Annotated in this window: 27 protein-coding genes and 3 tRNA genes; 13 read left to right on the forward strand and 17 right to left on the reverse strand. The window is 62.4% G+C overall.

The genetic code is table 11. The annotated features are described in order from the left end of the window. Positions 1-45: 45 nt before the first annotated feature. A complete protein-coding gene (locus DXT74_RS23180; RefSeq protein WP_194427105.1) occupies positions 46-711 on the forward strand; it encodes an HIT family protein in 666 nt (221 codons plus the stop codon). Positions 712-972: 261 nt separating this feature from the next. Next, positions 973-1,809 (forward strand): sulfurtransferase, encoded by an 837-nt coding sequence (locus DXT74_RS00850; protein ID WP_194427106.1) that lies wholly within the window; start codon positions 973-975, stop codon positions 1,807-1,809. Positions 1,810-1,811: 2 nt separating this feature from the next. Here the strand turns inward: DXT74_RS00850 and DXT74_RS00855 are convergent, their stop codons facing one another. After that, positions 1,812-2,405 carry an alpha/beta hydrolase gene (locus tag DXT74_RS00855; RefSeq protein ID WP_043592317.1) on the reverse strand — a complete coding sequence of 198 codons (594 nt, stop codon included), beginning with the start codon at positions 2,403-2,405 and terminating at the stop codon, positions 1,812-1,814. Next, positions 2,405-3,181: an exodeoxyribonuclease III gene (locus tag DXT74_RS00860; protein ID WP_039753942.1), complete on the reverse strand. Its 777-nt coding sequence runs from the start codon at positions 3,179-3,181 to the stop codon at positions 2,405-2,407. The genes DXT74_RS00855 and DXT74_RS00860 overlap by 1 nt, the downstream gene beginning before the upstream one ends. Before the next feature lie 74 nt (positions 3,182-3,255). Here DXT74_RS00860 and pyrE point away from each other — a divergent pair, with 74 nt between their 5' ends. Both pyrE and DXT74_RS00870 read left to right on the forward strand, forming a co-directional pair. Then, positions 3,256-3,900 (forward strand): orotate phosphoribosyltransferase, encoded by a 645-nt coding sequence (gene pyrE, locus DXT74_RS00865; RefSeq protein ID WP_019100590.1) that lies wholly within the window; start codon positions 3,256-3,258, stop codon positions 3,898-3,900. Next, entirely contained in the window at positions 3,900-4,493 is a 594-nt protein-coding gene (locus DXT74_RS00870) for a DUF4124 domain-containing protein (RefSeq protein ID WP_043635654.1), read from the forward strand. Before pyrE ends, DXT74_RS00870 begins: the two co-directional genes overlap by 1 nt. Before the next feature lie 13 nt (positions 4,494-4,506). On the opposite strand, the gene DXT74_RS00875 is transcribed toward DXT74_RS00870, so the two are convergent. The 6 genes from DXT74_RS00875 to DXT74_RS00900 form a co-directional block, all read right to left on the reverse strand. Continuing rightward, positions 4,507-4,836, reverse strand: coding sequence for a hypothetical protein (locus tag DXT74_RS00875; protein ID WP_052370440.1), 330 nt, complete (start codon positions 4,834-4,836; stop codon positions 4,507-4,509). A gap of 35 nt (positions 4,837-4,871) precedes the next feature. Then, on the reverse strand, positions 4,872-5,306 hold the full coding sequence (locus tag DXT74_RS00880; protein WP_231138250.1) for a YbaN family protein: 435 nt from the start codon (positions 5,304-5,306) through the stop codon (positions 4,872-4,874). Next, positions 5,303-5,884 (reverse strand): biliverdin-producing heme oxygenase, encoded by a 582-nt coding sequence (locus DXT74_RS00885; RefSeq protein ID WP_043635651.1) that lies wholly within the window; start codon positions 5,882-5,884, stop codon positions 5,303-5,305. Before DXT74_RS00885 ends, DXT74_RS00880 begins: the two co-directional genes overlap by 4 nt. A gap of 254 nt (positions 5,885-6,138) precedes the next feature. Further along, a tRNA-Lys gene (locus tag DXT74_RS00890) sits at positions 6,139-6,214 on the reverse strand. Positions 6,215-6,239: 25 nt separating this feature from the next. Next, a tRNA-Lys gene (locus tag DXT74_RS00895) sits at positions 6,240-6,315 on the reverse strand. A 37-nt stretch (positions 6,316-6,352) separates the two neighbouring features. Continuing rightward, positions 6,353-6,428 (reverse strand) — tRNA-Lys (locus tag DXT74_RS00900). A 258-nt stretch (positions 6,429-6,686) separates the two neighbouring features. Between DXT74_RS00900 and DXT74_RS00905 the strand changes: the two genes are divergently transcribed. Then, on the forward strand, positions 6,687-7,124 hold the full coding sequence (locus DXT74_RS00905) for an FxsA family protein (RefSeq protein WP_043592319.1): 438 nt from the start codon (positions 6,687-6,689) through the stop codon (positions 7,122-7,124). Here DXT74_RS00905 and DXT74_RS00910 read toward each other — a convergent pair. Then, complete coding sequence (locus DXT74_RS00910) at positions 7,118-7,414, reverse strand: DUF167 domain-containing protein (protein WP_019100311.1); 297 nt, start codon at positions 7,412-7,414, stop codon at positions 7,118-7,120. The two genes, DXT74_RS00905 and DXT74_RS00910, sit on opposite strands and share 7 nt — an antisense overlap. 99 nt (positions 7,415-7,513) lie before the next feature. On the opposite strand from DXT74_RS00910, the gene DXT74_RS00915 reads away from it, so the two are divergent. The 5 genes from DXT74_RS00915 to DXT74_RS00935 all read left to right on the forward strand — a co-directional run bounded on the left by DXT74_RS00915 (position 7,514) and on the right by DXT74_RS00935 (position 10,403). Then, entirely contained in the window at positions 7,514-7,981 is a 468-nt protein-coding gene (locus tag DXT74_RS00915) for a Dps family protein (RefSeq protein ID WP_019100310.1), read from the forward strand. A 147-nt stretch (positions 7,982-8,128) separates the two neighbouring features. Then, positions 8,129-8,989, forward strand: a complete 861-nt coding sequence (locus DXT74_RS00920; protein WP_194427107.1) for an energy transducer TonB — start codon at positions 8,129-8,131, stop codon at positions 8,987-8,989. 20 nt (positions 8,990-9,009) lie between these two features. Beyond that, positions 9,010-9,378 (forward strand): VacJ, encoded by a 369-nt coding sequence (locus DXT74_RS00925; protein WP_194427108.1) that lies wholly within the window; start codon positions 9,010-9,012, stop codon positions 9,376-9,378. A 69-nt stretch (positions 9,379-9,447) separates the two neighbouring features. Beyond that, the gene (locus tag DXT74_RS00930; protein WP_194427109.1) at positions 9,448-9,861 is read left to right on the forward strand and encodes a thioesterase family protein; all 414 of its coding nucleotides are present in this window, start codon (positions 9,448-9,450) and stop codon (positions 9,859-9,861) included. 56 nt (positions 9,862-9,917) lie between these two features. Next, positions 9,918-10,403 (forward strand): TlpA disulfide reductase family protein, encoded by a 486-nt coding sequence (locus DXT74_RS00935; protein ID WP_043635723.1) that lies wholly within the window; start codon positions 9,918-9,920, stop codon positions 10,401-10,403. Positions 10,404-10,449: 46 nt separating this feature from the next. On the opposite strand, the gene DXT74_RS00940 is transcribed toward DXT74_RS00935, so the two are convergent. The 8 genes from DXT74_RS00940 to def form a co-directional block, all read right to left on the reverse strand. Then, positions 10,450-11,205 carry a molybdopterin-synthase adenylyltransferase MoeB gene (locus DXT74_RS00940; RefSeq protein ID WP_194427110.1) on the reverse strand — a complete coding sequence of 252 codons (756 nt, stop codon included), beginning with the start codon at positions 11,203-11,205 and terminating at the stop codon, positions 10,450-10,452. 248 nt (positions 11,206-11,453) lie between these two features. After that, complete coding sequence (locus DXT74_RS00945) at positions 11,454-12,722, reverse strand: sigma-54 dependent transcriptional regulator (protein WP_019100015.1); 1,269 nt, start codon at positions 12,720-12,722, stop codon at positions 11,454-11,456. Then, positions 12,722-14,830 carry an ATP-binding protein gene (locus tag DXT74_RS00950; RefSeq protein WP_081555035.1) on the reverse strand — a complete coding sequence of 703 codons (2,109 nt, stop codon included), beginning with the start codon at positions 14,828-14,830 and terminating at the stop codon, positions 12,722-12,724. Before DXT74_RS00950 ends, DXT74_RS00945 begins: the two co-directional genes overlap by 1 nt. After that, positions 14,830-15,402 (reverse strand): DUF4390 domain-containing protein, encoded by a 573-nt coding sequence (locus tag DXT74_RS00955; protein ID WP_231138251.1) that lies wholly within the window; start codon positions 15,400-15,402, stop codon positions 14,830-14,832. The genes DXT74_RS00950 and DXT74_RS00955 overlap by 1 nt, the downstream gene beginning before the upstream one ends. Then, entirely contained in the window at positions 15,389-16,639 is a 1,251-nt protein-coding gene (gene rsmB / locus DXT74_RS00960) for a 16S rRNA (cytosine(967)-C(5))-methyltransferase RsmB (protein WP_194427111.1), read from the reverse strand. The genes DXT74_RS00955 and rsmB overlap by 14 nt, the downstream gene beginning before the upstream one ends. A gap of 96 nt (positions 16,640-16,735) precedes the next feature. Continuing rightward, positions 16,736-17,593, reverse strand: a complete 858-nt coding sequence (gene htpX, locus DXT74_RS00965; RefSeq protein ID WP_043635619.1) for a zinc metalloprotease HtpX — start codon at positions 17,591-17,593, stop codon at positions 16,736-16,738. Positions 17,594-17,627: 34 nt separating this feature from the next. Next, the gene (gene fmt, locus DXT74_RS00970; RefSeq protein ID WP_194427112.1) at positions 17,628-18,548 is read right to left on the reverse strand and encodes a methionyl-tRNA formyltransferase; all 921 of its coding nucleotides are present in this window, start codon (positions 18,546-18,548) and stop codon (positions 17,628-17,630) included. Between the two features lie 37 nt (positions 18,549-18,585). Further along, entirely contained in the window at positions 18,586-19,089 is a 504-nt protein-coding gene (def, locus tag DXT74_RS00975) for a peptide deformylase (RefSeq protein WP_114153674.1), read from the reverse strand. Between the two features lie 150 nt (positions 19,090-19,239). On the opposite strand from def, the gene DXT74_RS00980 reads away from it, so the two are divergent. Genes DXT74_RS00980 through DXT74_RS00990 form a run of 3 tightly spaced genes read left to right on the forward strand, consistent with a single transcriptional unit; the run spans position 19,240 to position 21,843 of the window. Further along, positions 19,240-20,274: a LysM peptidoglycan-binding domain-containing protein gene (locus DXT74_RS00980; protein WP_114153676.1), complete on the forward strand. Its 1,035-nt coding sequence runs from the start codon at positions 19,240-19,242 to the stop codon at positions 20,272-20,274. Then, positions 20,271-21,350: a DNA-processing protein DprA gene (dprA, locus tag DXT74_RS00985; RefSeq protein WP_114153678.1), complete on the forward strand. Its 1,080-nt coding sequence runs from the start codon at positions 20,271-20,273 to the stop codon at positions 21,348-21,350. Before DXT74_RS00980 ends, dprA begins: the two co-directional genes overlap by 4 nt. Before the next feature lie 34 nt (positions 21,351-21,384). Continuing rightward, complete coding sequence (locus DXT74_RS00990; RefSeq protein ID WP_043635604.1) at positions 21,385-21,843, forward strand: DUF494 family protein; 459 nt, start codon at positions 21,385-21,387, stop codon at positions 21,841-21,843. The last annotated feature ends 231 nt before the right edge of the window (positions 21,844-22,074 follow it).

Here is a 22,074-nt window from a genome sequence, read left to right on the forward strand (position 1 = left end):
GGCAACCGTTACAATAAGGTTCCCGCATTTCAAAAGGCCGCCATCATGGATTGTGAATTGTGCCGTGGCCCGTCCGGCCAAGTATTGCACGAAGACGACCGCCTAAAAGTCCTACTGGTCAACGAGGAAGGCTATCCCGGCTTCTGCCGGGTGATCTGGAAGGCCCACATCAAGGAAATGACGGACCTGTCCCCCTGCGACCGTTTGCACCTGCTGGACTGGGTCCATAACGTCGAAGCCGCGCTGCGGCGCTGCACGCAAGCCGACAAGATCAATCTGGCCAGCCTGGGCAATATGGTGCCGCACCTGCATTGGCACGTGATTCCCCGCTTCGCCGACGACGCCCATTTCCCCGCCCCGATCTGGGCTGCCGCCCGCCGCCAAGGCCCCCCGCGCGCCTGGCCGCAGCTGGCGGAACAATTACGCCGGCAACTCGCCTCTTCTCAGAGCCATTGCTGGCTGGACTATCAGATCCAGGTCGATCAGATACCGGACGGGCTCGAAGGCGCCGATTTAGCCTGCTACCGCTTCTTCGCGGAATCCGGCCTGGCTTGGCCTGTCGACGGCATTGACGCCGATGGACGTCACTGGCTAGCCCTGCGCCGCTGCGACCGGGATGGCGCGGAACAAGTGGACACCTTGCGCCTGGAGCCCGGCAGCTACCGGCAACTGCCCTGTTCTCGCCTTTATCAAGCCGAACTCCTGCGCTGAGAGCGTGTTGACGCTCTCGCGAGTCAAGGCGAAAACGGCTGAAAAAGCGGAGTGTAGACACGGCACACGAGCATTTTGAAGACGCGCCCACCGTGCAACGCTCCACGACACGTAGCAGATCGTAAACAGGTTCTGAGACCCGCTGGCGGTCTTCCGCATCGTAAAAGGCCGGATCAACACGCCCAATGCCGCTAACCAGGCAACGGATTCGACAAGCGCAGGACCAGCAGCCCCACCTCCCCAATCTGAAAGAGGAATGCCATGCACCAAACCTTGATCTCCGCGGAACAACTGGCGGTTCTGCCGGCTGAACGCCTTGTGATTCTGGATTGCCGCTTCCGGCTGGAACAAGCGGATTATGGCTTGACCGTCTATGAAGCCGGCCATCTGCCAAACGCGCATTACCTGAATCTGGAGTACCACCTTTCCGGCAGCAAGACCGGCGAAAACGGCCGTCATCCGCTGCCCGACGGCAGCCGCTTGGCCGTGGACTTCGGAGCAATCGGCATCACGCCGGACACCCAGGTCGTCGCCTACGACGACGCCGCCGGGCAATACGCTGCCCGCGCCTGGTGGTTGCTCCGCTGGCTGGGGCACTCCGCGGTTGCGGTACTGGACGGCGGCATCCAAGCCTGGACCCGGGCCGGCTACGCTCTAGACAAGCAGGCCGCGGAACGCCGCCCCTGCCGTTTCTCGATCAGGCCGGCGCTTGAAGACACCGTCGACGCCTCCGCCGTGCTGGCCAATATCGAGCAAGCGGCTTTCACCGTGGTAGACGCTCGCTCCGCCGAACGTTACCGCGGCGAAGGCGAAACACTGGACCCGGTGGGCGGCCATATCCCCGGCGCGGCCAATCGCTTCTTCATGCACAACGTCGACGCCGACAACCGCTTCAAGCCGGTGGAACAACTACGCGCCGAATGGCTGGCCGTGCTTGGCGACGCCGATCCGACGAGCATCGTTCATCAATGCGGCTCCGGCGTCACCGCCTGCCACAACCTGCTGGCGATGCGTCACGCCGGTTTCGAAGGCGCCCGGCTCTACCCCGGTTCCTGGAGCGAGTGGTGCAGCGATCCGACGCGGCCGGTCGCCCGCTAGACTCAGGCCAGCATCAGTTCCTGCAGCAGATCCTGGCCGAAGCGCCAATGCCCAAGACGCGCGGCGCTGCCTAAATGCCCATTCGCGCCGGCGTCAACCAAGGGACAGCCCCAAACGCGGGCCATCGCCTCCGCCTCCGCCATCTCGCAGAACAAGTCGTCGCGGCTGGCCACCAGCAAGGCGGGGGCGGGCAAGCGCAGCGTGGGCGCACTGAAGCCGGCAAACGCAGGCAAGGGCGCGTCATCCGGCAATTCGCCGCTGGCTCGCGCCCGCGCCTCGCTGATGGGCAAGGCCGGCGGCGCCACCAGCAACAGTCCTTGCAAGCGCTTCTGTTCAGACAGGGACAAGGTGCGCAGCCAGGCCGCCGCCGCATGACAGCCCAGGCTGTGCGCCGCCAGCAGCCAGCGGCCCGGCACCTGCTCCAGCGTGCGCCTGATGCCCTCTACCCAAGCCTCGCATTCCGGGTACAGCCAATCGTCTTGCTCCACTCTGCGCGCCAACGGATAGCAGCGCTCCCAACTGGTCTGCCAGTGTTCGGCGCCGGAGTTGCCCCACCCCGGCACCGTGATCAAGGTGACGTCGTCCTCGTCCAACATCACAGGCTCCGCTCGTAATCGACGATCAGCGGCGCATGATCGGAAAACTTCTCGTCCTTATATACCGATGCGCTGCGAGCTTGCGCCATCAACGACGGCGTCACAATGTGGTAATCGATGCGCCAACCCACATCCTTGGCGTAAGCCTGGCCGCGGTTGCTCCACCACGTGTAGCCCGGCGTGTCGGGGTACAAGCGGCGCCACACGTCGCACCAGCCCACGCGGTCCAGCAAGTCGGTCATCCAGGCGCGCTCTTCCGGCAGGAAGCCGGAGTTCTTCAGATTGCCCTTCCAGTTTTTCAGATCGATCTCGTTATGAGCGATGTTCCAGTCGCCGCAGATCACGATGTCGCGGCCGGCCGCGCGCAGCGTTTCCAGATGCGGCATGAACACGTCCAGAAAATCGAATTTCACTTGCTGGCGCTCATCGCTGCTGGAGCCTGACGGCAGATACAGTGAAATCACGCTGAGATTGCCGAAGTCCAGTTGCAGAAAACGGCCTTCGGCGTCGATCCAATCAACGCCCAATCCCTCCACCACCGCATCCGGCTGATGACGGGTATACAGGCCCACGCCGCTATAACCTTTCTTTTCCGCATAGTGGAAGTAACCGGTCATCCCGTCCGGCTGTCGCATGCGTTCGGACAAGTCGGCCGCCTGGGCCTTCAGTTCCTGCACGCAGACAAAGTCGGCGTCTATGCCGGCCAACCAGTCGAAGAAACCTTTTTTATCCGCGGAGCGGATGCCGTTCAAATTAGCGGAAACGATTCGAAGCAAGAGACTCTCCCGTGATATGCTTGCCGGCAATTTTTTCAGCCGTTCAAACAGTTAACAGTTAATAAGGAGTAACGATGAGCGATTTCCGTCAGGATTTTATTCGTTTTGCGCTCGACAAGCAGGTTTTGAAGTTTGGCGAGTTCATCACCAAGGCCGGCCGCAAGTCACCCTACTTCTTCAACGCCGGCCTGTTCAACGACGGCCTGTCCACTTTGAACTTGTCCCGCTTCTACGCCAAGTCGATACTGGAAAGCGGCGTGCAATTCGACATGCTCTTCGGTCCGGCCTATAAAGGCATCATCCTGGCAGCCGGCGCGTGCATGGCCATGGCGGAGCAAGGCCGCAATGTGCCCTTCGCCTACAACCGCAAGGAAGCCAAGGACCACGGCGAAGGCGGCACCCTGGTGGGCGCCCCGCTACAAGGCAAGGTTCTGATCATCGACGACGTGATCTCGGCCGGCACCTCGGTGCGCGAATCGGTGCAATTGATCCGCGCCGCCGGCGCCGAACCGGCGGGGGTGGCCATTGCATTGGACCGCATGGAGCGAGGCAGCGGCGAATTATCGGCGGTGCAGGAAGTAGCCCAGCAACATGGCCTGCCGGTCATCGCCATCGCCACGCTGAAAGACCTGCTCGGCTTCCTGGAACATAGTCCGGAACTGGCGGCGCACTTGGACGCAGTGCGCGCCTACCGGGCGCAATACGGAGTCAACGACTGATGAAACCGCTTGCCGGATTCGCGCTACTGATACTGGGAACCGTCGCCTATGCCGGCGGACTCTACAAGTGGGTGGACGAGTCCGGCAAAGTGCATTACAGCGACTCGCCTCCGCTCCAAAGTCAGCAGCAGGGCGTTGCCGAGCTTTCCAAGCAGGGTTCCGTCACCAAACCGGCGGAAAGCCCCGCCGCGCGCCAAGCGCGAGAGGCCGCCGAAGCGGCGCAAAAACAACGCGACGCCCATCAACTGGAAAATACCCGCCGCGACAACGCGCTGGTGGAAAGCTACGCCAACCTGCAGCAACTGCAAGCCGAGCGGGCCAAACAACAGGCTGTGCTGCAAAGCGCGCTGGACGCGCTACAACAACGCGCCCGCGGCCTAACGCTGCAGATTCAAGGCATTCAGCAGGACATCGCGCAGAGCCTGCGCAACAAACAAGCGCCACCGCAAAACAGCCAACGCAATCTGCATGTGCTGCAGTCGGAACAAAGCGAACTGGCCAAGCAGATCTCCATCAAACAACAGGAGCTGGCCGCGTTCCGCCAAAAAACCCAGAACGATCTGAACCGTTACCGGCAATTACGCGGCGAATAGCGCGCCGGTCGCATTACTGTCCGCCGTCCTTGCGCTGCCAAGCCTCGTTCAAAGCCTTGGTGGCCGCCTCGCTGATCTGCGCCGCGGCGGCTTGAGCCGACTTCGCCGCCTCCAATTCCGCGTTGGCCCCGCTCAAGCCCGCCTGCGCTTCCGCCAAACGCTGTTCCGCCTTAACCTTGTCGGACTCGGCCTGCGCCAAACGCGCATCCGCCTTTTGCTGCGTGCCGCGCACTTGCTGATAGTACATCTGTGCCGCCAACAGCTGTTCATCCGCCGTCTGCGCCAAAACCAGCGCCGGCAACGCCAGTGCGGCCAAGACCGCTACGATTCCGTTTACCTTCATCACACAGCTCCCGTTTTTGGTGTAGATGCGCAAGCTTAACGCGGCGGAAGCGTTTTGGCTAAATCCGGCAGCGGCGCCAAGACCGGCTTCAAATGCGAAGGCCGCGACAACAAATAAAGCAAGACGCTCAGCTCAATCGCTCCAACCAGCCACGGGACCCAGTGCGGCGGCCGCGTCAGCAGCAGAGCGGCGAAACCCATGCCCATGCCCAGCGCGGCAAAACACTTGGCCTTGACCGGCACCACGCGCTGCTCGCGCCAGCGGCGCAGCCCCGGTCCGTAACGCGGATGCGCCAATAGCCGCTGCTCCAGCCGCGGGGAGGATTTGCTGAAGCAGGCTAGCGCCAAAATCAGGAAGATCGTAGTGGGCATCACCGGCAACAGCGCGCCGATAATGCCCAAGACCAGCATCGCCACGCCGGCGCACAAGTAGAACCAGCGCACCGCGGGGTGCCGCGCGGGATGACTCAAGCGTACACCTGATCCAGATGGCGGTTCATGCAGGCAAACGCAGCCACCGCGCCGGCGGTAACGCGCTGCTCGGCCGCCTCGTCCAGTTGCAAGCCGTCCAACACGGCGGTGAAGGCGCGCCAGTGACGAGCACGGCCATCCGGATGGCCGGCCAGGTGGCGAGCGCCGCAGTTCTCATCCAAGCCCAACTTGCCAGCCAGCTTGTAAAGAATTGCCGCGCCCAGTTTGGAACCCTCTACCACGTAGAGCCAACCCATCGCGCTCGCCACGTCCAGCGTGCTGCTGATCGGCGCTTCGCGCAATTCCGGCAGCGGCCGGTCCAGATCACGCAGATCGGCGGCGATGCTGTCGTAACGACGGCGCTCGGCCAGATCCGGGAACAAGCGCGCCAGCTCAGGATTGTCGTAAAGCGCGTCGGCGTCTCGCAGGAAGCGGTATTGCGCCAGCAAAAAGCGCGCGTAGTTTTCACGAGTGGCGAACGGCTGATTCGCCATGATGCGTTGGTCCAGCGCATCGTGCGTTTCGTGGGTGCGGGCTTTCAGGTCCTGGGTGCGGGTGTTCTCGACAACGGTAGTCATGCTCTGCGTTTCCTATTTGATGCGAAACCGAAGGTCCGCGCTCGACAGCGCGGACGGCGGGATGATGCGGTTAACTCGCCATTATAATGCGAATGATTCTTACAATCATTATCAAATTTACCATAGCAAGGCCATTGACGCACCGAGACCCGTCAAGGCGCAGACAAACATGGGGAAGAGGAAACACAGAACACGGGAGGTAAAGCAAAAACAAAAAGGCCAGTTCTCGCGAACTGGCCTGATTGCTATAAATTTGGTGGGTCGTGCGGGATTCGAACCTGCGACCAACGGATTAAAAGTCCGCTGCTCTACCAGCTGAGCTAACGACCCGAACCTGGGCGCTAAGAGTTTGTCGTGGTGGGTCGTGCGGGATTCGAACCTGCGACCAACGGATTAAAAGTCCGCTGCTCTACCAGCTGAGCTAACGACCCTCGAACAAAACTCTTGGCAATTTCCAGTATCGGAAACTGGTGGGTCGTGCGGGATTCGAACCTGCGACCAACGGATTAAAAGTCCGCTGCTCTACCAGCTGAGCTAACGACCCAAGAGAGAGCGCAACTATAATGAAACAGTTCAGGGTCGTCAACGGGTTTTTGTATTTTTTTTCATGAGAATGACACTGACACGCACGGGAAAGCCGGATTGAAACGGGAACCGAAGCGTCAAGATATCATCTAAGCCCGAACGATAATTCCAAGCCGGCCTTGAAAGCCGCTCAGCCATACCCATGTGTACAACAAGGGATCAGATTGACTCGTCCGTCGTCTTGATCGCGACACCCACTTATCGGATTCAGTTGCCCATGCGCACCTTCCTCATCCTGCTGTTGCTGTACCCCTTCGCAGAAATCGCCGCCCTGGTGGCTTTGGCGGATCGCTTCGGAGGTTTAGCCGTTTTCCTGTTCGTCGTACTGTCTTCCTTGCTGGGCCTGTGGATGCTGCGCAATCAGCAGATCGGCGCCTTGTTCACCTTGGGCAGCGTGATGCGCCAGGGCGACCGGGTATCGCTGTATTCCTTGCTCTGGCCGCTGCGCTACTTGCTGGCGGGCGTGTTGTTTCTGATACCAGGCGTCATCAGCGACCTGGCCGCCGTACTATTGCTGCTGCCTTTCAAAGGCCCCAGCATCGCCGTCAATACCCACTCGGCGCAGGGGCCCGGCCCCGCCGCCGACCCCGACATCATTGATGGAGAATATACTCGGGTGGACAAAACCACTCCGCCCGACCGGCGCCTTCACTGAAGGTCCAGCCGCTGCAGAGCGTCCTCTTCAGAGGCCTCGCACTGAAGCAAAACCACCTTGCGCCGGCTCTTGTCGCCGGACAATAGTTGGACGTCGCGCTTGGCCACGGAGAAGCGTTGCGCCAGCCAGGCCAGCAGGGCCGCATTGGCCTTGCCGTCCACCGGCGGCGCCGCCAAGCGTATTTTCAGGCAGTCTCCATGTTCTCCCGCCGCCTCGGTTTTCTTGGCGCCGGGCTGCACGTGCAGAGTAAGACGGATGGTGCCGTTACGGCAGTCCAGCCAAGGTTTCATGATTTTTTCCCGCAAATCGGGAGAGTGTAGTCCAAAAGACCCAGCGCCGGCGTCAGCCGACGAGGCGTCGGCTCTCCCTTCACTTATGAGGATATCGCGATGGATATTGGAATCAACGAACAAGACCGCCAGGAAATCGCTCATGGCTTGTCCCGCCTGCTGGCCGACACTTACACCTTGTATCTGAAAACCCACAACTTCCACTGGAACGTCACCGGGCCGATGTTCAACACCCTGCACCTGATGTTTGAAACCCAGTACAACGAACTGGCTCTGGCAGTGGACGCCGTGGCCGAGCGCATCCGCGCCCTGGGCCACCACGCGCCGGGCAGCTACGCCGACTACGCCAAACTGACTGCGATCCAGGAAGCCGCCGGCGCCCCGCCCAAAGCCGAGGAAATGATCCGCCAACTGGTGGACGGCCATGAAACCGTATGTCGCACCGCGCGCAGCATTTTCGCCGTGGTTGAGCGCGCTTCGGACGAGCCCAGCGCCGACCTGCTGACCCAGCGCCTTCAGGTTCACGAGAAGACCGCATGGATGCTGCGCAGCCTGCTGGAAAAATAATATCCGCAGACCCTGAGGCATCCGCCACGCCGCGCTCAGCGCGGCGTTTTTGCTGGCCGCCGTGCTACACTTTCAGCTGCACTCGGTTCCGCCTGCGGCGACAGCCGCGGCGAACTCCGCTTACCCGGTGAAAGCCAACAGCCATCCATGTCCACTAGCCCGTCCTCGTCCACGTCCTCCAGCGCCACCATGCTGCCGCTGTGCTTGACGCTGCTCGCCTCGCTGCTGGTCCATGCGCTGCTGTTCAGCCTGGAGATGCGCCCGCGTTCCAGCCCGCCCCCGCCCGCCTCCGCCCAAATCATCAATGTGCAGTTGAACCAGACACCCAGCCGGCTGACGCCCAAAACCCGCCGGCTGGCGGAACAGAACAACCTGGGCGCGGGCAACAGCGCACAGACGGACAAGCTTGCCAGCCATCGCGCTAAGCCAGTCGCCGCCCCGGCCGACCCCGGCACGCCCGAACCCGCTGACGCCTCCCCGCGGCAACAAACCATCGCCCGCCCCCCGGAGGCAGGCAAAAAGCCAGCACTGCCGCCCTCTCAATCCGGCACGGTCGGACATGTCAGCGCCGGCAGCCTGCTGGCCCAGGTTGGAGAGATGAGCCGGCAATTGGGCGACAGCGGTCTCTCCGACAACGAACAGGAAAGCGGCGGCAAACAGGGCAAGCTGGCCGAAAGCGCCCGCGGCTACCCCTGGGCCCGTTATCAGGAAGACTGGCGACTCAAAGTGGAGCGCATCGGCAACCTCAACTACCCGGAAGCCGCTCGCCGCCAGAATATTCACGGCGCGGTAACGCTGGAAGTGCTGATCGCCGCCGACGGCGGCCTCCGCGAGGTGCGCGTGCTGCGCAGTTCCGGCTTCGGCGTGCTGGATGAGGCCGCGCGTCGCATCGTGGAACTGGCCGCGCCCTACCCGCCGTTCCCGGCGTCGCTCGCGGAACAATACAGCTCGCAACGCATTCGTCAAAAATTCGTTTTCACTCGCGACAACCAACTATCCAGTCGCTGACACATCATCAAGGAATCTCTATGTACGAAGTCAATCGCAGTATCGCCCTGATCCGCCCCCTCGCCCCCTTCCACGCCTGGCTGCAATCATTGCCCGGCGGCTTGGATGAGGAGATCTCGTTGGCGCACCTGGGCCAGGACTGCAACGCCCTGCTGATCCCGGCGGCGGAAGATTACGCCGACGCCCAAGCCTTCGTTTTCGAACGGTATCAACAGCTGTTCCAAGCCGAGCTGGCCGACTGGTGCGAGGATGACGCCATGTGGCCGGAAGAACTTTCGCTGGAACTGTTCCAACAATGGTTCTCGCTGGAAATCCATTCCATCGTCACCGATCTGGTCGACGAGGCGCTGGAGCGCGAGGCCTTCGTGCCGCTGGAACTGGGCGAATAAGCATACGCGCGCCACGGCGTCGCCCATGGCGGCGCCGGGCGCCATCACGAGCAAGGGAGAAACACCATCATGCAGCACAATACCAAGATCAAAGTGCGCGGCTACCATCTGGACCTATACGGCCACGTCAACAACGCCCGTTATCTGGAGTTTCTGGAAGAGGCGCGCTGGAACTACTTCGAGAACAGCGGGGATCTCCCCTGGTTCCTGCAGTCCGGCCTGGCGCTGGTGGTCGTCAACATCAATATCGACTACCGCGACCCTGCCACCATGGGCGACGAGCTCGTGATCGAAACCGGAGTCAAGAGCATAGGCACCCGCAGCGCAGTGATGCATCAGCGCGTGAGCCTGGCAGGCAGCGGCAAACTGGTGGCCGAGGCCGACGTCACCTTCGCCGTGTTTGACGCCAAACAAGGCAAGGCTGTGGCGCTGGACGGCAAGCTGAAGGAACTACTGGAACAAATGCTGGCCGAACAGGCTTGATCGTCATGGCATGAACCATGCCGGGCCGCGCCCGGACTTTACCGCAGGACAAGAAAATGAAGAAAGGTCTGCTCGCGCTGCTGGGCGTCGCGCTGGTCGCCGTTGTCGCCTACATGGCGCTGTTTGCCGGCTCGCCGGCGCCCCAGGTCAATTACACCTCGCTCAACGGCCAGGCTGCCAGCACCGAGTCGCTCAAAGGCAAGGTGGTGCTGGTCAATTTCTGGGCCACCAGCTGCCCTGGCTGCGTAGAGGAAATGCCGGAAATCAAGAAGATGCATCAGGAATTCGCCGGCAAGGGCTATGAAACCATCGCGGTGGCGCTGAGCTACGACCCGCCCAATTACGTGAAAAGCTTCGTGGACAAATACCAGCTGCCCTTCTTCGTGGCGCTGGACAGCAACGGCCAGATCGCCAAGGCTTTCGGCGACATCCAATTAGCGCCAACCACGTTCCTGATCGACAAACAGGGCAAGATCATCAAACGCTATGTTGGCGTGATGGACTTCGAGGAGGTGCGCAAGCTGGTACGGCAGCACCTGTGAGCGCGCCCCCCTCAAAAATAAACGCCCCGGTCCGCCGGGGCGTTTCTCATCGCGCGGAGCACACCGTGCAAGCCGGATCCCGCGGCACCTTGATCTGGCGGAACTCTCCGCTCAGCCCGTCATACAGGGTCAACCGCCCCAAATGCGGCGCGATGCCCGCCAAAAGCTTGACCGCTTCCACCGCCTGCAGGCTTCCTACCACCCCAACCAACGGCGACAACACGCCAAAAGTCGCACATGGCCCGTCGCCGGCCTCCCCCTCGTCCGGAAACAGGCAGTGATAGCAAGGCGACGCCGCGTCGCGTGGATCGAACACCGCCAGTTGGCCAGCGAAACGCACCGCCGCGCCCGACACCAGCGGCGTGCCGGCTGCCACACAGGCGCGGTTCACCGCATGTCGGGTGGTGAAATTGTCGCTGCAGTCCAGCACCAGGTCATGACCGGCCGCCAGCTCATCCAAAGCCGCTTGGTCCAGCCGCCGCGCCAGCGGCCGCGCGTCCACCTCGGGATTGATGCGGCGCATCCGCTCGGCGGCGGACTCCGCTTTCAAACGCCCCAGGCTGTCGCTGTCATGAACAATCTGACGCTGCAGATTGGACAGCTCGACCACGTCGTCGTCGGCGATGCTGATCTGTCCTACTCCGGCGCTGGCCAGATAAAGCGCCACCGGCGAGCCCAGACCGCCGGCGCCGACGATAAGCACCCGCGCCCGGCTCAGCCGCTGTTGGCCGACAATGTCGATCTCCGGCAGCAGAATGTGCCGGCTATAGCGCAAAAGCGCCTCATCGTTGAGTTCAATCATGATTGCTAGCCTAATCCGAACAACGCCGTTGCGCCATCGCCCAAAAGCATAAGGCCAGCCGGGATGCGGCTGGCCTTATAAACTGTTTTCGATCTGCTACGCGTCAGCGGAATTATGTTTGGACTAGAGCAACATTCGAAATGTTCATGTACCACATGTACATTCCGCTTTCTCAGCCGCAACGTCTTGGCCCGCCTTAGCTCGCGAGATCGTAAACACGTTCTTATGCGTCAAACAGCAAAGCGGACTTATTCTTCCACCGTCTTGCGGGCGAACTTGATGCCCAACTGCTTGAGCTTGCGATACAGATGGGTGCGTTCCAGGCCGACCTTCTGCGCCACCCGGCTCATATTGCCGTTCTCCAGCGAGATATGGTATTCGAAGTAACGGCGCTCCAACTGTTCGCGCAACTCGCGCAGCGGCATGTTGAAATCGAAGCCGGACTCCTCCACCGGCTTCTCGTGACGGAACTGAGCCAGCACCTTGTTGACTTCGCCCGCGTCCACTTCGTCCGACTCGGAAGTCAGCGCCAGGCTCTTGATGATGCTGCGCAACTGCTCAAGGTTGCCCGGCCAGTCGTACTGGCGCAGCGCGTTGAGCGCGGCCGTGGTCAGCTTGCGCGCCGGCACCTGCTTGGACTCCACCAACTCGGTCAGAATCTGCTCGGCGATGAAGATGATGTCTTCGGAGTGCTCACGCAGCGGCGGAATCGGCACGATCACGCTGGACAAGGCCGTCAGCAACCGGTTGTCGCACTCGGGATCCACCAGCAATTCTTGCAGCGGACGGCTGCAAGAGCACAGCAGCCTCACATTGAAGCGGTCCAGCTTGGACAGCAGGAACAGCAGGCCTTGCTGCACGCGACGGCCGTACTGGCCAATCTCCGGCAGGAACAGCACGCCGTTATTGGCCTTTTGCAGCAGCTCCAGCGGGGCGTCCGCCAATTGCTCCTGCTTGGCCGGCGTCACCCACGGGGTATTGCCCTGATGGAAGAAGCGCGCCACCAGTTCGAAGCCGGAACCGGGCTCGCCGGTCAGCAACACCGGCGACTTGACCTTGGCCACGCGCTCCAATTGCCGCTTCAGTTCCTGGATCGGCTCGCTGCGGCCCAGCTTGTCCAGGTTCAACGAGGTGTTGGCCTGCATATCGCCGTACTTCAGCGCTCGCTGTACGGTGGTCAGCAGCTTTTGCAGCGCAATCGGCTTCTCGAGGAAGTCGAAAGCGCCGATGCGAGTCGCCTCCACCGCGGTGTCTATGCTGGCGTGACCGGACATCATCACCACCGGCATGTTCAGCTGACCGGACTTGGCCCATTCCTTGAGCAAAGTCACGCCGTCGCAATCCGGCATCCAAATGTCCAGCAACACCAACGCTGGACGCGTCTGGTTGCGCAACTGTCTGGCTACCTCGGCGTTTTCCGCCAGCGCGACGGTGTACCCCTCATCCTGCAGTATCTCGGAGAGCAATTCACGGATACCGATCTCGTCGTCAACAATCAAAATATCGCTGCTACGCATTAGGCCTCCAGCAATGGCAGGGAGAGAAGGATGCGCGCGCCGTTTGGTTCGAGGTTACCCACTTTGATCTGCCCGTGATGGTCTTCAAGAATCTTTTTGACCACCGCCAGGCCAAGACCGGTACCTTTGGTCTTGCTGGTCACATAGGGTTCGAACACGCGTTGCAGGATCTCCGGAGCAAAGCCCGGACCATTATCCTCCACGCAAACGAGCGCATTGCCTTCTTCTTTTCGGCTGCTAATTTGAATCATCGGGATGTCAACGTCAAGGACCGCATCTTGCGCGTTCTGAATCAGGTTATGTAAAACCTGCCGCAACAATGCCGCATCCGCCATGATCATCAACGGCCTTTCATCAAGCGCCATCTTAACAGCAGAGTTGGATTCGTAAAGAGCCATCACCTCCCGCACCACTTGATTCAGGTCCAATTCGGTCAACTTGGTGCGCGGCGCGCGCGCGTAATCGCGAAACGCGTCCACCATCGCCTTGAGCGCGCCCACCTGTTTGATGATGGTGTCCGTGGAGCGGCGCAGCATGTCGGCGTCGCCTCCCGCCAGCTTGTCCTGCAGCTTCATCGCAAGGCGTTCGGCCGACAGTTGGATCGGCGTCAGCGGGTTGCGGATCTCGTGCGCCAGCCGCTTGGCCACCTCGCCCCAAGCCGCGTCGCGCTGGGCGCGCGCCAGTTCCGTGATGTCGTCGAATACCACCACGTAACCCACCGCGGACGCTTCCGGCAGATGGGCGCCCCGCACCAGCAAGGTGCGCTCGCCCTGGACCGTCAAATAGTTGAGCTGAGTTTTCCAGTCGCTGTCGCTGTTCTTGGACGCATACTCCAGCACACACTCCACCAACGGCGCCACCGCCGGAATCGACGTGGCCCAGTGCGGGAAGTCCTGGTCGGATACTTCGGCGAAATCCACGCCCAGAATGCGAGAAGCGCTGGTATTGGCGGCGCGCAGCTGCCAATCGGCGCCGAAGGCGATCACCCCGGCGCTCAGGTTGGCCAGAATGCTTTCCAGATAAAGTTTGCTGCTTTCCAGTTCGCTGCGGCTGAGGTCCGCGGCGAGACGCGCGTCCTCCAGCTGCTGAGTCATCCGGTTGAACAAGGTGGTCAGCATGCCCAGTTCGTCGCGCCGATACACTGGGTGACGTTTGGAAAAGTCGCCCTGCGCCACTGCCCGGGTGCCGGCGGCCAACTCGGACAAGGGAGCGGAAAGTCGCTCGGACAGGAATAGGGCGAAGGCCAGCGCCGCGGTCAGCGCCAACAGCGCGGACAAGGCCAAGGTCAGCATGTAGAAGGTGGTCAGCCCTTCGCGGCCCAACAATAGCTGGCGATATTCCGCCCGCGCGGTCTCGATCTGCTCCGCGTCCTGGGCAATGCGTCCGGGCGCGGATTGCAGGGCTTGCAACACACGCTGCTGGCTGTCCAGATTGCGGTAAATCAGCAGCGACTTCAGCACCAGGCCGCTGCCGCCGTCGTTCTCGAAACTGTCCAGCGTTTGGCGCGGTTTGAGCTTGCCTATGCTCTCGCGCGACAACGAAGGAGGCACTCGCTCGCTGAGCCCGCCGGCGAAGGCCAGCAACTGACCGCTGCGGGTATAGACAGCAAGTTCGCGCAATCCCAATTGCTCGCGCAAGCGCTCCAACCGCGCCGGCAATAGGCTTTCAGGCAAGGATTCGATATCGTCCTGAACCGAACGCGCGCGGCGGCCTAGATCCTCCTGCACATACTGCAGCGAATTGCGCGCCAGGCCCAGGCTGCGCTCCAGCGCCGACTCGACTCGGACGTCGAACCAGCTTTCGATGCTGCGGGTCAGGAACTGGGCGGAAACGGTGAACACCAGAATGCCCGGCACCAAGGCCACCACCGCGAACATCATCACCAGCTTTTGGGTCAGCTTGGCGCCGAACACCCGTTGCCGCACCCGCTGGCGCAACCGCAGCAACTGGCGGGCCACCACGCCCAGCAGCGTAGCGAGCAAGAGGCCGTTCAGGCCGAACACCCACCAGTAGTATTCGTTGAGTTTGGATGCGTTACCGGTGGCCAAGGCCAGCAGATAAAGCAGGATGGCGCCCAGCGTCGCCAGCGCGACCCCAGCGTAGCGCATCAGCCACCATCCTTTACGTCCAGCTTGATCCAGTCGGACGACAGCGACCAATCCGCCGAGCCCAGCGCGTTCAGTTGGAATGGTTTGGGAAGCTCGCCGATGTCCAGCAATAGCCGCACCTGGCCGGCAACGCGCCCCGGGGCCCGCGGGTCCAAGGTGCCGGAGTTGAGAACTCGCCACCCCTGGATCGCGCCCACCGCGCCCAGCGCCTCGCGCAGGGTGGGATAATAATTGGAGAGGCCGCCGATGGTGACGCGATAGCGATTGGTCAGCGACTGATAGGACAGCTTGAAGCCGAGTTGGGCGTGCGGATCGAACCACTCGCTGAAATTCAGATAGTAAGCGGTCAGCCGCGGCTTGGTCAGTTGGAACTCCAGCCGGAACGGCAACACCACGCCCTGCTCCAGCGCATCGCTGAGGCTGGGCGTCAGCCGCGTTTGAAAACGGGTGCTGACGGACAGCTGGCCGTCCGTCGTCACCTCTGCTTCAGCGCGACGCGAGCCTATGGTCTCCGCCTGCGCCGCCATGGCGAGGCCGGCCAGCAAGCACAGCAGCAGGCTAACGTTTTTCAAGCAACGCGTAATAAAAGCCGTCATGACGCTCACAAGGAAGCAACTGCTCCTGTCTCAGGCACGCGGCATCCGCATGGCGTTTCAGAAAGGAGTCTAGCTGTTGCTGATTCTCTTCGGGGAAAATGGAGCACGTAGCGTAAAGCATTTTGCCGCCGGAGGCGAGCAAAGGCCACAGCGCATCGGCCATCGCAGCTTGTTGCACGCCCAGCGAGGCGAAATCGCCCGGGCGGCGCAGCCATTTGATGTCCGGATGACGGCGCACCACGCCGCTGGCGGAGCAAGGCACGTCGGCGAGGATACGGTCGAAGGGCTGGCCGTCCCACCAGCTCGCCGGCTGGCCGGCGTCGGCCACATGCAGCCGCGCGGTGGCGCCAATGCGCTCCAGATTGTCCGCCACGCGCTGCAAGCGCTGCTCGTCGATGTCCAGCGCGGTGACTTCGACATTGGCGCTCTCCAGGATATGGCCAGTCTTGCCGCCGGGCGCCGCGCAGGCGTCCAGCACCCGCTGGCCGGCGCTCAGGTCCAGCCAATGCGCCGCCTGTTGCGCGCCCCAGTCCTGCACCGACACCTCGCCGTCGGCGAAGCCGGGCAACTCGCGTACATTCACCGGACGCGCCAGCTTGATTGAACCGCCGTCCAGCGCCTCGCCATCCAGCCCGGCGGCTCGCAGCCGCTCCAGATAGGCCGCGGCGTCGCCATGGCGGCGATTGACGCGCAAAGTCATCGGCGGATGGCCGTTGTCGGCGTCCAGAATGGCTTGCCAGGCATCGGGATAAGCGCGCTGCAAACCCTTGATCCACCACAACGGGTGGTTGAAGCTGGCTTCGATGTCTCTTTCCGCCGCGCGCTCCAAGGCCGCGCGCTGCCGCAGGAAGTTGCGCAGCACGCCGTTGACCAGCCCCTTGAAATTGCCCTTGGCCAGCCGGCTGGCCAGGGTCACCGCCTCGTTCACCACGGCGTACTCAGCGGCGCGGGTGTGCAGCAATTGATAGAAAGCCACGATCAACACCCGCTCCAACACCGGCTCAGGCAAGGGCTTGGCCACCAACTGGCGCAGATAAAAACGCAGCCGCGCCAAATGGCGCAGGCTGCCATAGGTCAAATCCTGCAAAGCGCCGCGCTCGGACGGCGTCAACTCCGGCGCCTTGCGTTGAGCTTCGGCCAGCGCCTCGGTCAGGTTGGTTCCGGATTCGACGCGCAACAGAATATTGGCGGCCAATTGCTGAATATGATGCATGGGTGCTTTCTATCAAACCATAACAAACAGGCCAATGCCGGACGGCATTGGCCTTGGGCGATCCAGACGGCGCGGCGGCCGCCCGACGCTCTTCAATTAATATACGCCGCGCGCCATCGCTTGCAGCCGTTCTATGCGGTCCGCGGTTTGCGGATGGGTGCGGAACAGATCGCCCATTCCGCCGCCGCCGGACAGCGGGTTGATGATCATCATCTGCGCCGTTTCCGGATGCGCCTCGGCGGTGGGCATCACGATGCCCTGAGCGTAGTATTCGATCTTCTGCAAGGCGGAAGCCAAAGCCAGCGGATCGCCGGAAATCTCGGCGCCGCCGCGGTCGGCTTCAAATTCGCGCGCGCGGGAAATCGCCATCTGGATCAGGCTGGCGGCCAACGGCGCCAACAGGGCGATGGCCAAACGCGGCAACAAACCCACTGGCTGACCGTTCTCATCGCGGCCGCCAAAGAACATGGCGAAGTTGGCCAGCGCGGAAATCGCGCCGGCCATGGTGGCGGAAATGGTGGAGATCAAGGTGTCGCGGTGCTGGACGTGGGCCAGCTCGTGCGCCATCACCCCGCGCAGCTCGCGATAGTCCAGCATGCGCATGATGCCGCTGGTGGCGGCCACCGCCGCGTGCTCGGGACTGCGGCCGGTGGCGAAGGCGTTGGGCTGCTCTTCATGGATCACATAGACGCGCGGCATAGGCAGGCCGGCGCGCTGCGCCAGTTCCGCCACCATGCCGTAGAATTCCGGCGCGCTCTGGGCGTCCACCTCCTGCGCGTTGTACATGCGCAGCACCATCTGGTCGGAATTCCACCAGGCGAACACATTCATAGCCCCGCCAAACAACAGCGCCAGAATCATGCCGCTCTTGCCGCCTATCATGCCGCCGATCACGGCGAACAAGGCCAGAATCGCCGCCATCAGCAAGGTGGTCTTGAACCAGTTGTCCGTCATCCCCTACCCTTTCATCTCGCTTCAGTCGATCCAATCACACACCCAAACGCGTGCCCGTCAGTTGGCTTCTGCCCGCAATGAAGTCACGCGCGGCCAAGCGCTTGCCGCCAGCCGCCTGCAACACCGTCAGCCGCACCAGGCCGGAACCACAGCCCACCAACACGCCGTCCGCATCCGCGGCGATGACCAGGCCGGGCTCGGCTTGGCCGGCTTCCGCGACGGCCATCCACAGTTTCAGCGCCTCGCCGGCCAGCAGCGTATGCGCGCCGGGGGCAGGATTGTAGGCGCGGATGGCCCGAGCGACATCTTCCGCCGGCATGTTCCAGTCCACCAAAGCCTCTGCTTTGCTCAGCTTCTGCGCGTAAGTGACCCCCGCCTCCGGCTGCTTGACCGGCCGAATGGTCTCCAACCCGGCCAGCGTGGACACGATGGCGCGCGCGCCCTCCGCGGCCAGCTTATCGTGCAACGTGGCGGCGGTCTCGTCGGCGGCAATGGCCACCGGATGGATGGACAGCATGTCGCCGGTGTCCAGGCCCACATCCATCTGCATGATGGTAATGCCGGTTTCGGCGTCGCCCGCCAAGATGGCGCGCTGGATGGGCGCCGCGCCGCGCCAGCGCGGCAGCAAGGAGGCGTGGATGTTCAAACAGCCGCGCGCGGGAATGTCCAACACCGCCTGCGGCAGGATCAGCCCGTAAGCGGCCACCACCATCAGTTCGGCGCCGATGCCGCGCAGCATCTGCTGCGCTTCGTCATTGCGCAGGGAAGCCGGCTGCTCCACGCGCAGACCGTGCTCCAGCGCGACTTCCTTGACCGGGCTGGGCTTCAATTTCATGCCGCGGCCCGCCGGACGGTCCGGCTGGGTCAGCACCAGGGCGATTTCATGGCCGGCGGCGATCAACTCGCGCAGCGCGGCGGCGGCAAACTCCGGCGTACCGGCAAAAATCAATTTCATTCAAACCATTCCGGACAGGGCGCCCACGGCGCCGCCGTCACATATTCTGTTTTTCACGCTTTTTCAGCTTGGTCTTGATGCGGGTCTGCTTCATCTGCGACAGGTATTCGACAAACACCTTGCCGTCCAGATGGTCGATCTCGTGCTGGATGCAAATCGCCAGCAGGCCGTCGGCTTCCAGTTCGAACGGTTTGCCGTCGCGGTCCAGCGCGCGCACCTTGACGTGCTCGGCGCGGGTCACTTTGTCGTAAATGCCAGGCACGGACAAGCAGCCCTCTTCATACACCGTCTCGCCGTCCTTGCTCAGGATTTCCGGGTTGATGAACACGCGGCGTTCGTTTCTTTCCTCGGAAATATCCATCACCACCAGACGGTGGTGGAAATCGACCTGAGTCGCGGCCAAGCCGATGCCTTTGGCTTCGTACATGGTCTCGAACATATTGTCGATCTGCGTCTGCAAGGCCTCGTTGAAGACCTCCACCGGCTTGGCCACGGTGTGCAGCCGTTCATCCGGGTAATGCAAAATATTCAACAATGCCATCGGATTTAATGACTCCCCATCGTTTCAATCACTCATCAAGTTGTCGTATCGCAATCGGCACGCCGATAATAGACATGTTCGAAACGCGATTCGTTGCATGCGGGCCACCCCCCGCAGGTGTCCGTCCACCTTCATATTGGGGCATTTCCCATGCGTAAAAGCATTATATCCTTCGCCTTGGCCCTCGGGCTCGCCGTGCCCGGTTTCGCTGCAGACCTGCAACTGAAAGCGGATGCGCCCAGCCGCTACACCGTGAAGCGCGGCGACACGCTGTGGAGCATTTCCGGGCGCTACCTGAACAGCCCCTGGAAATGGCCCCGCCTGTGGCGGATGAACCAAGGCGAAATCAAGAACCCGCACTGGATCTACCCGGGCGACGTATTGGCGCTGGACTATGTGGACGGCCAGCCGCGGCTGTCGCTGGCGCGCGGAGCTCAGCGCGAAGTCAAACTGTCGCCGCAGGCCCGTGTCGAGATGCTGGACCAGGCGGTGGCCAGTATTCCCGCCTCGGCCATCGAGCCCTTCCTCAAACGGCCGCTAGTGGTGGACATGACGCAGTTCCTGCAATCGCCCAAGCTGATTGCCGGGCCGGAAGACCATCTCACCCTCGCCACCGGAGACCGGGTTTACGCCACCGGAGTCAATGAGGCCGGCACCTGGCAAGCTTACCGGCTGGGCAAACCCCTGCTGGATCCGGACACCAAGAAAGTGCTGGGCGTAGAGGCAACCTACAGCGGCGACCTGACCGCCGACAAGCCCCAAGGCGAAGTTCAGACTCTGAAAGTCAGAAGCGTCAGCGAAGAAATCCTGGTGGGCGACCACCTGATGCGGGCTCCGCTGCAAAGCTTCAACAACTACGCTCCGCACCCCGCCGACTCTCATCTGAGCGGCAAGGTGGTCTCGGTCTACAACGGTGTGGACGGCGCGGCGCAATACTCCACTATTGTACTCAATCTGGGCCAGTCGCAGGGCGTCGAAAACGGCCACGTGTTCGGTCTGTTCAAAAAAGGACGCCCGCTGGAAATCAAGGACGAGCAGGGCAAGCGCACCGTGACGTTGCCCGCGGAACGATCCGGCAACGCCTTTGTTTACCGCGTATTCGATAAAGTCTCCTACGCGCTGGTGCTGGACAGCCGCGGTCCGATCTACGTGGGCGACGGCGTGGCCAGCCCCGAGCAAGAATGAAAACTCCGCCGCACGACTGGCTGCTGCTGGCGCTGACCCCCGGCATCGGCCCGGCCGGCTTTCTCCGGCTGATCGACGCCTTCGGCGGCGCGGACGCCGCCCTGAATGCGAATAGCCGCCAAACGGAGCCCTTGATCGGCAAAGAAGCGGCCGACGCCCTGCAGCGCCGCGAGGCCGCCGCCTCCGCCGAAGCGGCGCTGGAGTGGGCGCAGACGCCGGGCTGCCAGTTGGTGTCGCTGCTGGACGACGACTACCCGCCGCAACTGGCCGAATCCAACGCGCCGCCGCCGCTGCTGTTTGCCCGCGGGAGGCGCGAACTACTGGCCGAACCCATGCTCGCCATCGTGGGCAGCCGCGCCGCCACCCCGCAGGGCAAGCAGAACGCGGAGAGCTTCTCCCGCGACTTGGCGGAACACGGCTATTGCATCGTCAGCGGCCTGGCCAGCGGCATCGACGCCTCGGCTCATCACGGCGCGCTCGGGCAGCCGTCCGCCACGGTCGCCGTGGTCGGCACCGGCATAGACCGCGTCTATCCAGCCAGCAACCGCCAGTTGGCGCACCGCATCGCCGAAGAAGGATTGATCCTGTCCGAGTTCGCGCTGGGCATGGGGCCGCTGGCCGCTCATTTTCCGCGCCGAAACCGCATCATCGCCGGCCTCAGCCGCGGCTGCCTGGTGGCGGAGGCCAATACCGGATCCGGCTCGCTGATCACCGCGCGGCTGGCGATGGAGAACAATCGAGAGGTGATGGCCATCCCCGGCTCCATCCACAACCCCCAGTCTCGCGGCTGTCACCGGCTGATCAAGGACGGCGCCAAGCTGGTGGAAACCGTGGACGACGTGCTGGACGAAGTCGGCAGGCTGCAACGCAAACGCCCCCGCGCCAAACCGGCGGCCACCGTCGCGGAATCGCCGCTGCTTGAAGCCATGGGATTTGACCCCATCAGTATGGATGCGCTTTCGACCACGCTCGGGTTGACTGTGGGGGAGCTTTACGCGATGCTGCTCGAACTTGAGCTGGCCGGCCTGGTGGCCAGCCATCCCGGCGGGCTTTTTCAGCGCCTGACCCCGGGCTGAACCGCGCTAACCCGCACTTTAAGAAGATAGATTGATGTTTGACGTACTCGCCTTCCTGTTTGAACAATTCCGCGATCCGGACGCTTTTGGCGACCGCGGCGCGCTGATGCGCCAATTGGAGGCCGCCGGTTTCGAGGACGAGGAGATCAACGACGCGCTGGATTGGCTGGATGGCATCAGCGGCTTGGACGACAGCGTTTACGTCGGCGCCAACGAAGCCAGCGGCATGCGCGTTTACGCCGAAGACGAACTGGAACATCTGCCCGCCGACGTGCGCGGCCTGCTTCAGTTTCTTGAGGACCACGGCGCCTTGACTCCCGCGCAGCGCGAAATGGTCATCGACCGCCTGATGGAACTGCACGGCGACGACATCAACGTCGGCAGCGCCAAGCTGGTGGCCTTGATGGTGTTGTGGGCGCAACAGGCGGAACTGCCCATTTTGCTGGGCGAGGCGCTGTTGGATGCCGTGCATGGCGAACCCACCATGCAATGACTTGTCAGCCTCATGGAGCGGGCTTAACATGCCGCCCTTGGACGCCGATGCCGGCGTCCAATCCAAGAGCGCTCTTGCGCTCTTGTTTTATTTGACGAATATATTTTCTGTCGGCGCGAAACTTTAGGATGAAGCCTTCATCCCCTTGTCGACGGGAACGCAGCAGCCCACGCACGGGCCAGGCGCCCTTCTGCCGCTCCGCAGAAGCGCCCGGTCCGGACGGACCGGCCG

Source organism: Chromobacterium sp. Rain0013 (assembly GCF_015291765.1).
Classification (GTDB): domain Bacteria; phylum Pseudomonadota; class Gammaproteobacteria; order Burkholderiales; family Chromobacteriaceae; genus Chromobacterium; species Chromobacterium haemolyticum.

Coding starts and splice junctions, on each gene's coding strand:
- DXT74_RS23180 (WP_194427105.1), top strand. CDS start 46: ATGGATTGTGAATTGTGCCGTGGCCCGTCCGGCCAAGTATTGCACGAA.
- DXT74_RS00850 (WP_194427106.1), top strand. CDS start 973: ATGCACCAAACCTTGATCTCCGCGGAACAACTGGCGGTTCTGCCGGCT.
- DXT74_RS00855 (WP_043592317.1), bottom strand. CDS start 2,405: ATGTTGGACGAGGACGACGTCACCTTGATCACGGTGCCGGGGTGGGGC.
- pyrE (WP_019100590.1), top strand. CDS start 3,256: ATGAGCGATTTCCGTCAGGATTTTATTCGTTTTGCGCTCGACAAGCAG.
- DXT74_RS00870 (WP_043635654.1), top strand. CDS start 3,900: ATGAAACCGCTTGCCGGATTCGCGCTACTGATACTGGGAACCGTCGCC.
- DXT74_RS00875 (WP_052370440.1), bottom strand. CDS start 4,836: ATGAAGGTAAACGGAATCGTAGCGGTCTTGGCCGCACTGGCGTTGCCG.
- DXT74_RS00885 (WP_043635651.1), bottom strand. CDS start 5,884: ATGACTACCGTTGTCGAGAACACCCGCACCCAGGACCTGAAAGCCCGC.
- DXT74_RS00905 (WP_043592319.1), top strand. CDS start 6,687: ATGCGCACCTTCCTCATCCTGCTGTTGCTGTACCCCTTCGCAGAAATC.
- DXT74_RS00910 (WP_019100311.1), bottom strand. CDS start 7,414: ATGAAACCTTGGCTGGACTGCCGTAACGGCACCATCCGTCTTACTCTG.
- DXT74_RS00915 (WP_019100310.1), top strand. CDS start 7,514: ATGGATATTGGAATCAACGAACAAGACCGCCAGGAAATCGCTCATGGC.
- DXT74_RS00920 (WP_194427107.1), top strand. CDS start 8,129: ATGTCCACTAGCCCGTCCTCGTCCACGTCCTCCAGCGCCACCATGCTG.
- DXT74_RS00925 (WP_194427108.1), top strand. CDS start 9,010: ATGTACGAAGTCAATCGCAGTATCGCCCTGATCCGCCCCCTCGCCCCC.
- DXT74_RS00930 (WP_194427109.1), top strand. CDS start 9,448: ATGCAGCACAATACCAAGATCAAAGTGCGCGGCTACCATCTGGACCTA.
- DXT74_RS00935 (WP_043635723.1), top strand. CDS start 9,918: ATGAAGAAAGGTCTGCTCGCGCTGCTGGGCGTCGCGCTGGTCGCCGTT.
- DXT74_RS00940 (WP_194427110.1), bottom strand. CDS start 11,205: ATGATTGAACTCAACGATGAGGCGCTTTTGCGCTATAGCCGGCACATT.
- DXT74_RS00945 (WP_019100015.1), bottom strand. CDS start 12,722: ATGCGTAGCAGCGATATTTTGATTGTTGACGACGAGATCGGTATCCGT.
- DXT74_RS00950 (WP_081555035.1), bottom strand. CDS start 14,830: ATGCGCTACGCTGGGGTCGCGCTGGCGACGCTGGGCGCCATCCTGCTT.
- rsmB (WP_194427111.1), bottom strand. CDS start 16,639: ATGCATCATATTCAGCAATTGGCCGCCAATATTCTGTTGCGCGTCGAA.
- htpX (WP_043635619.1), bottom strand. CDS start 17,593: ATGACGGACAACTGGTTCAAGACCACCTTGCTGATGGCGGCGATTCTG.
- fmt (WP_194427112.1), bottom strand. CDS start 18,548: ATGAAATTGATTTTTGCCGGTACGCCGGAGTTTGCCGCCGCCGCGCTG.
- def (WP_114153674.1), bottom strand. CDS start 19,089: ATGGCATTGTTGAATATTTTGCATTACCCGGATGAACGGCTGCACACC.
- DXT74_RS00980 (WP_114153676.1), top strand. CDS start 19,240: ATGCGTAAAAGCATTATATCCTTCGCCTTGGCCCTCGGGCTCGCCGTG.
- dprA (WP_114153678.1), top strand. CDS start 20,271: ATGAAAACTCCGCCGCACGACTGGCTGCTGCTGGCGCTGACCCCCGGC.
- DXT74_RS00990 (WP_043635604.1), top strand. CDS start 21,385: ATGTTTGACGTACTCGCCTTCCTGTTTGAACAATTCCGCGATCCGGAC.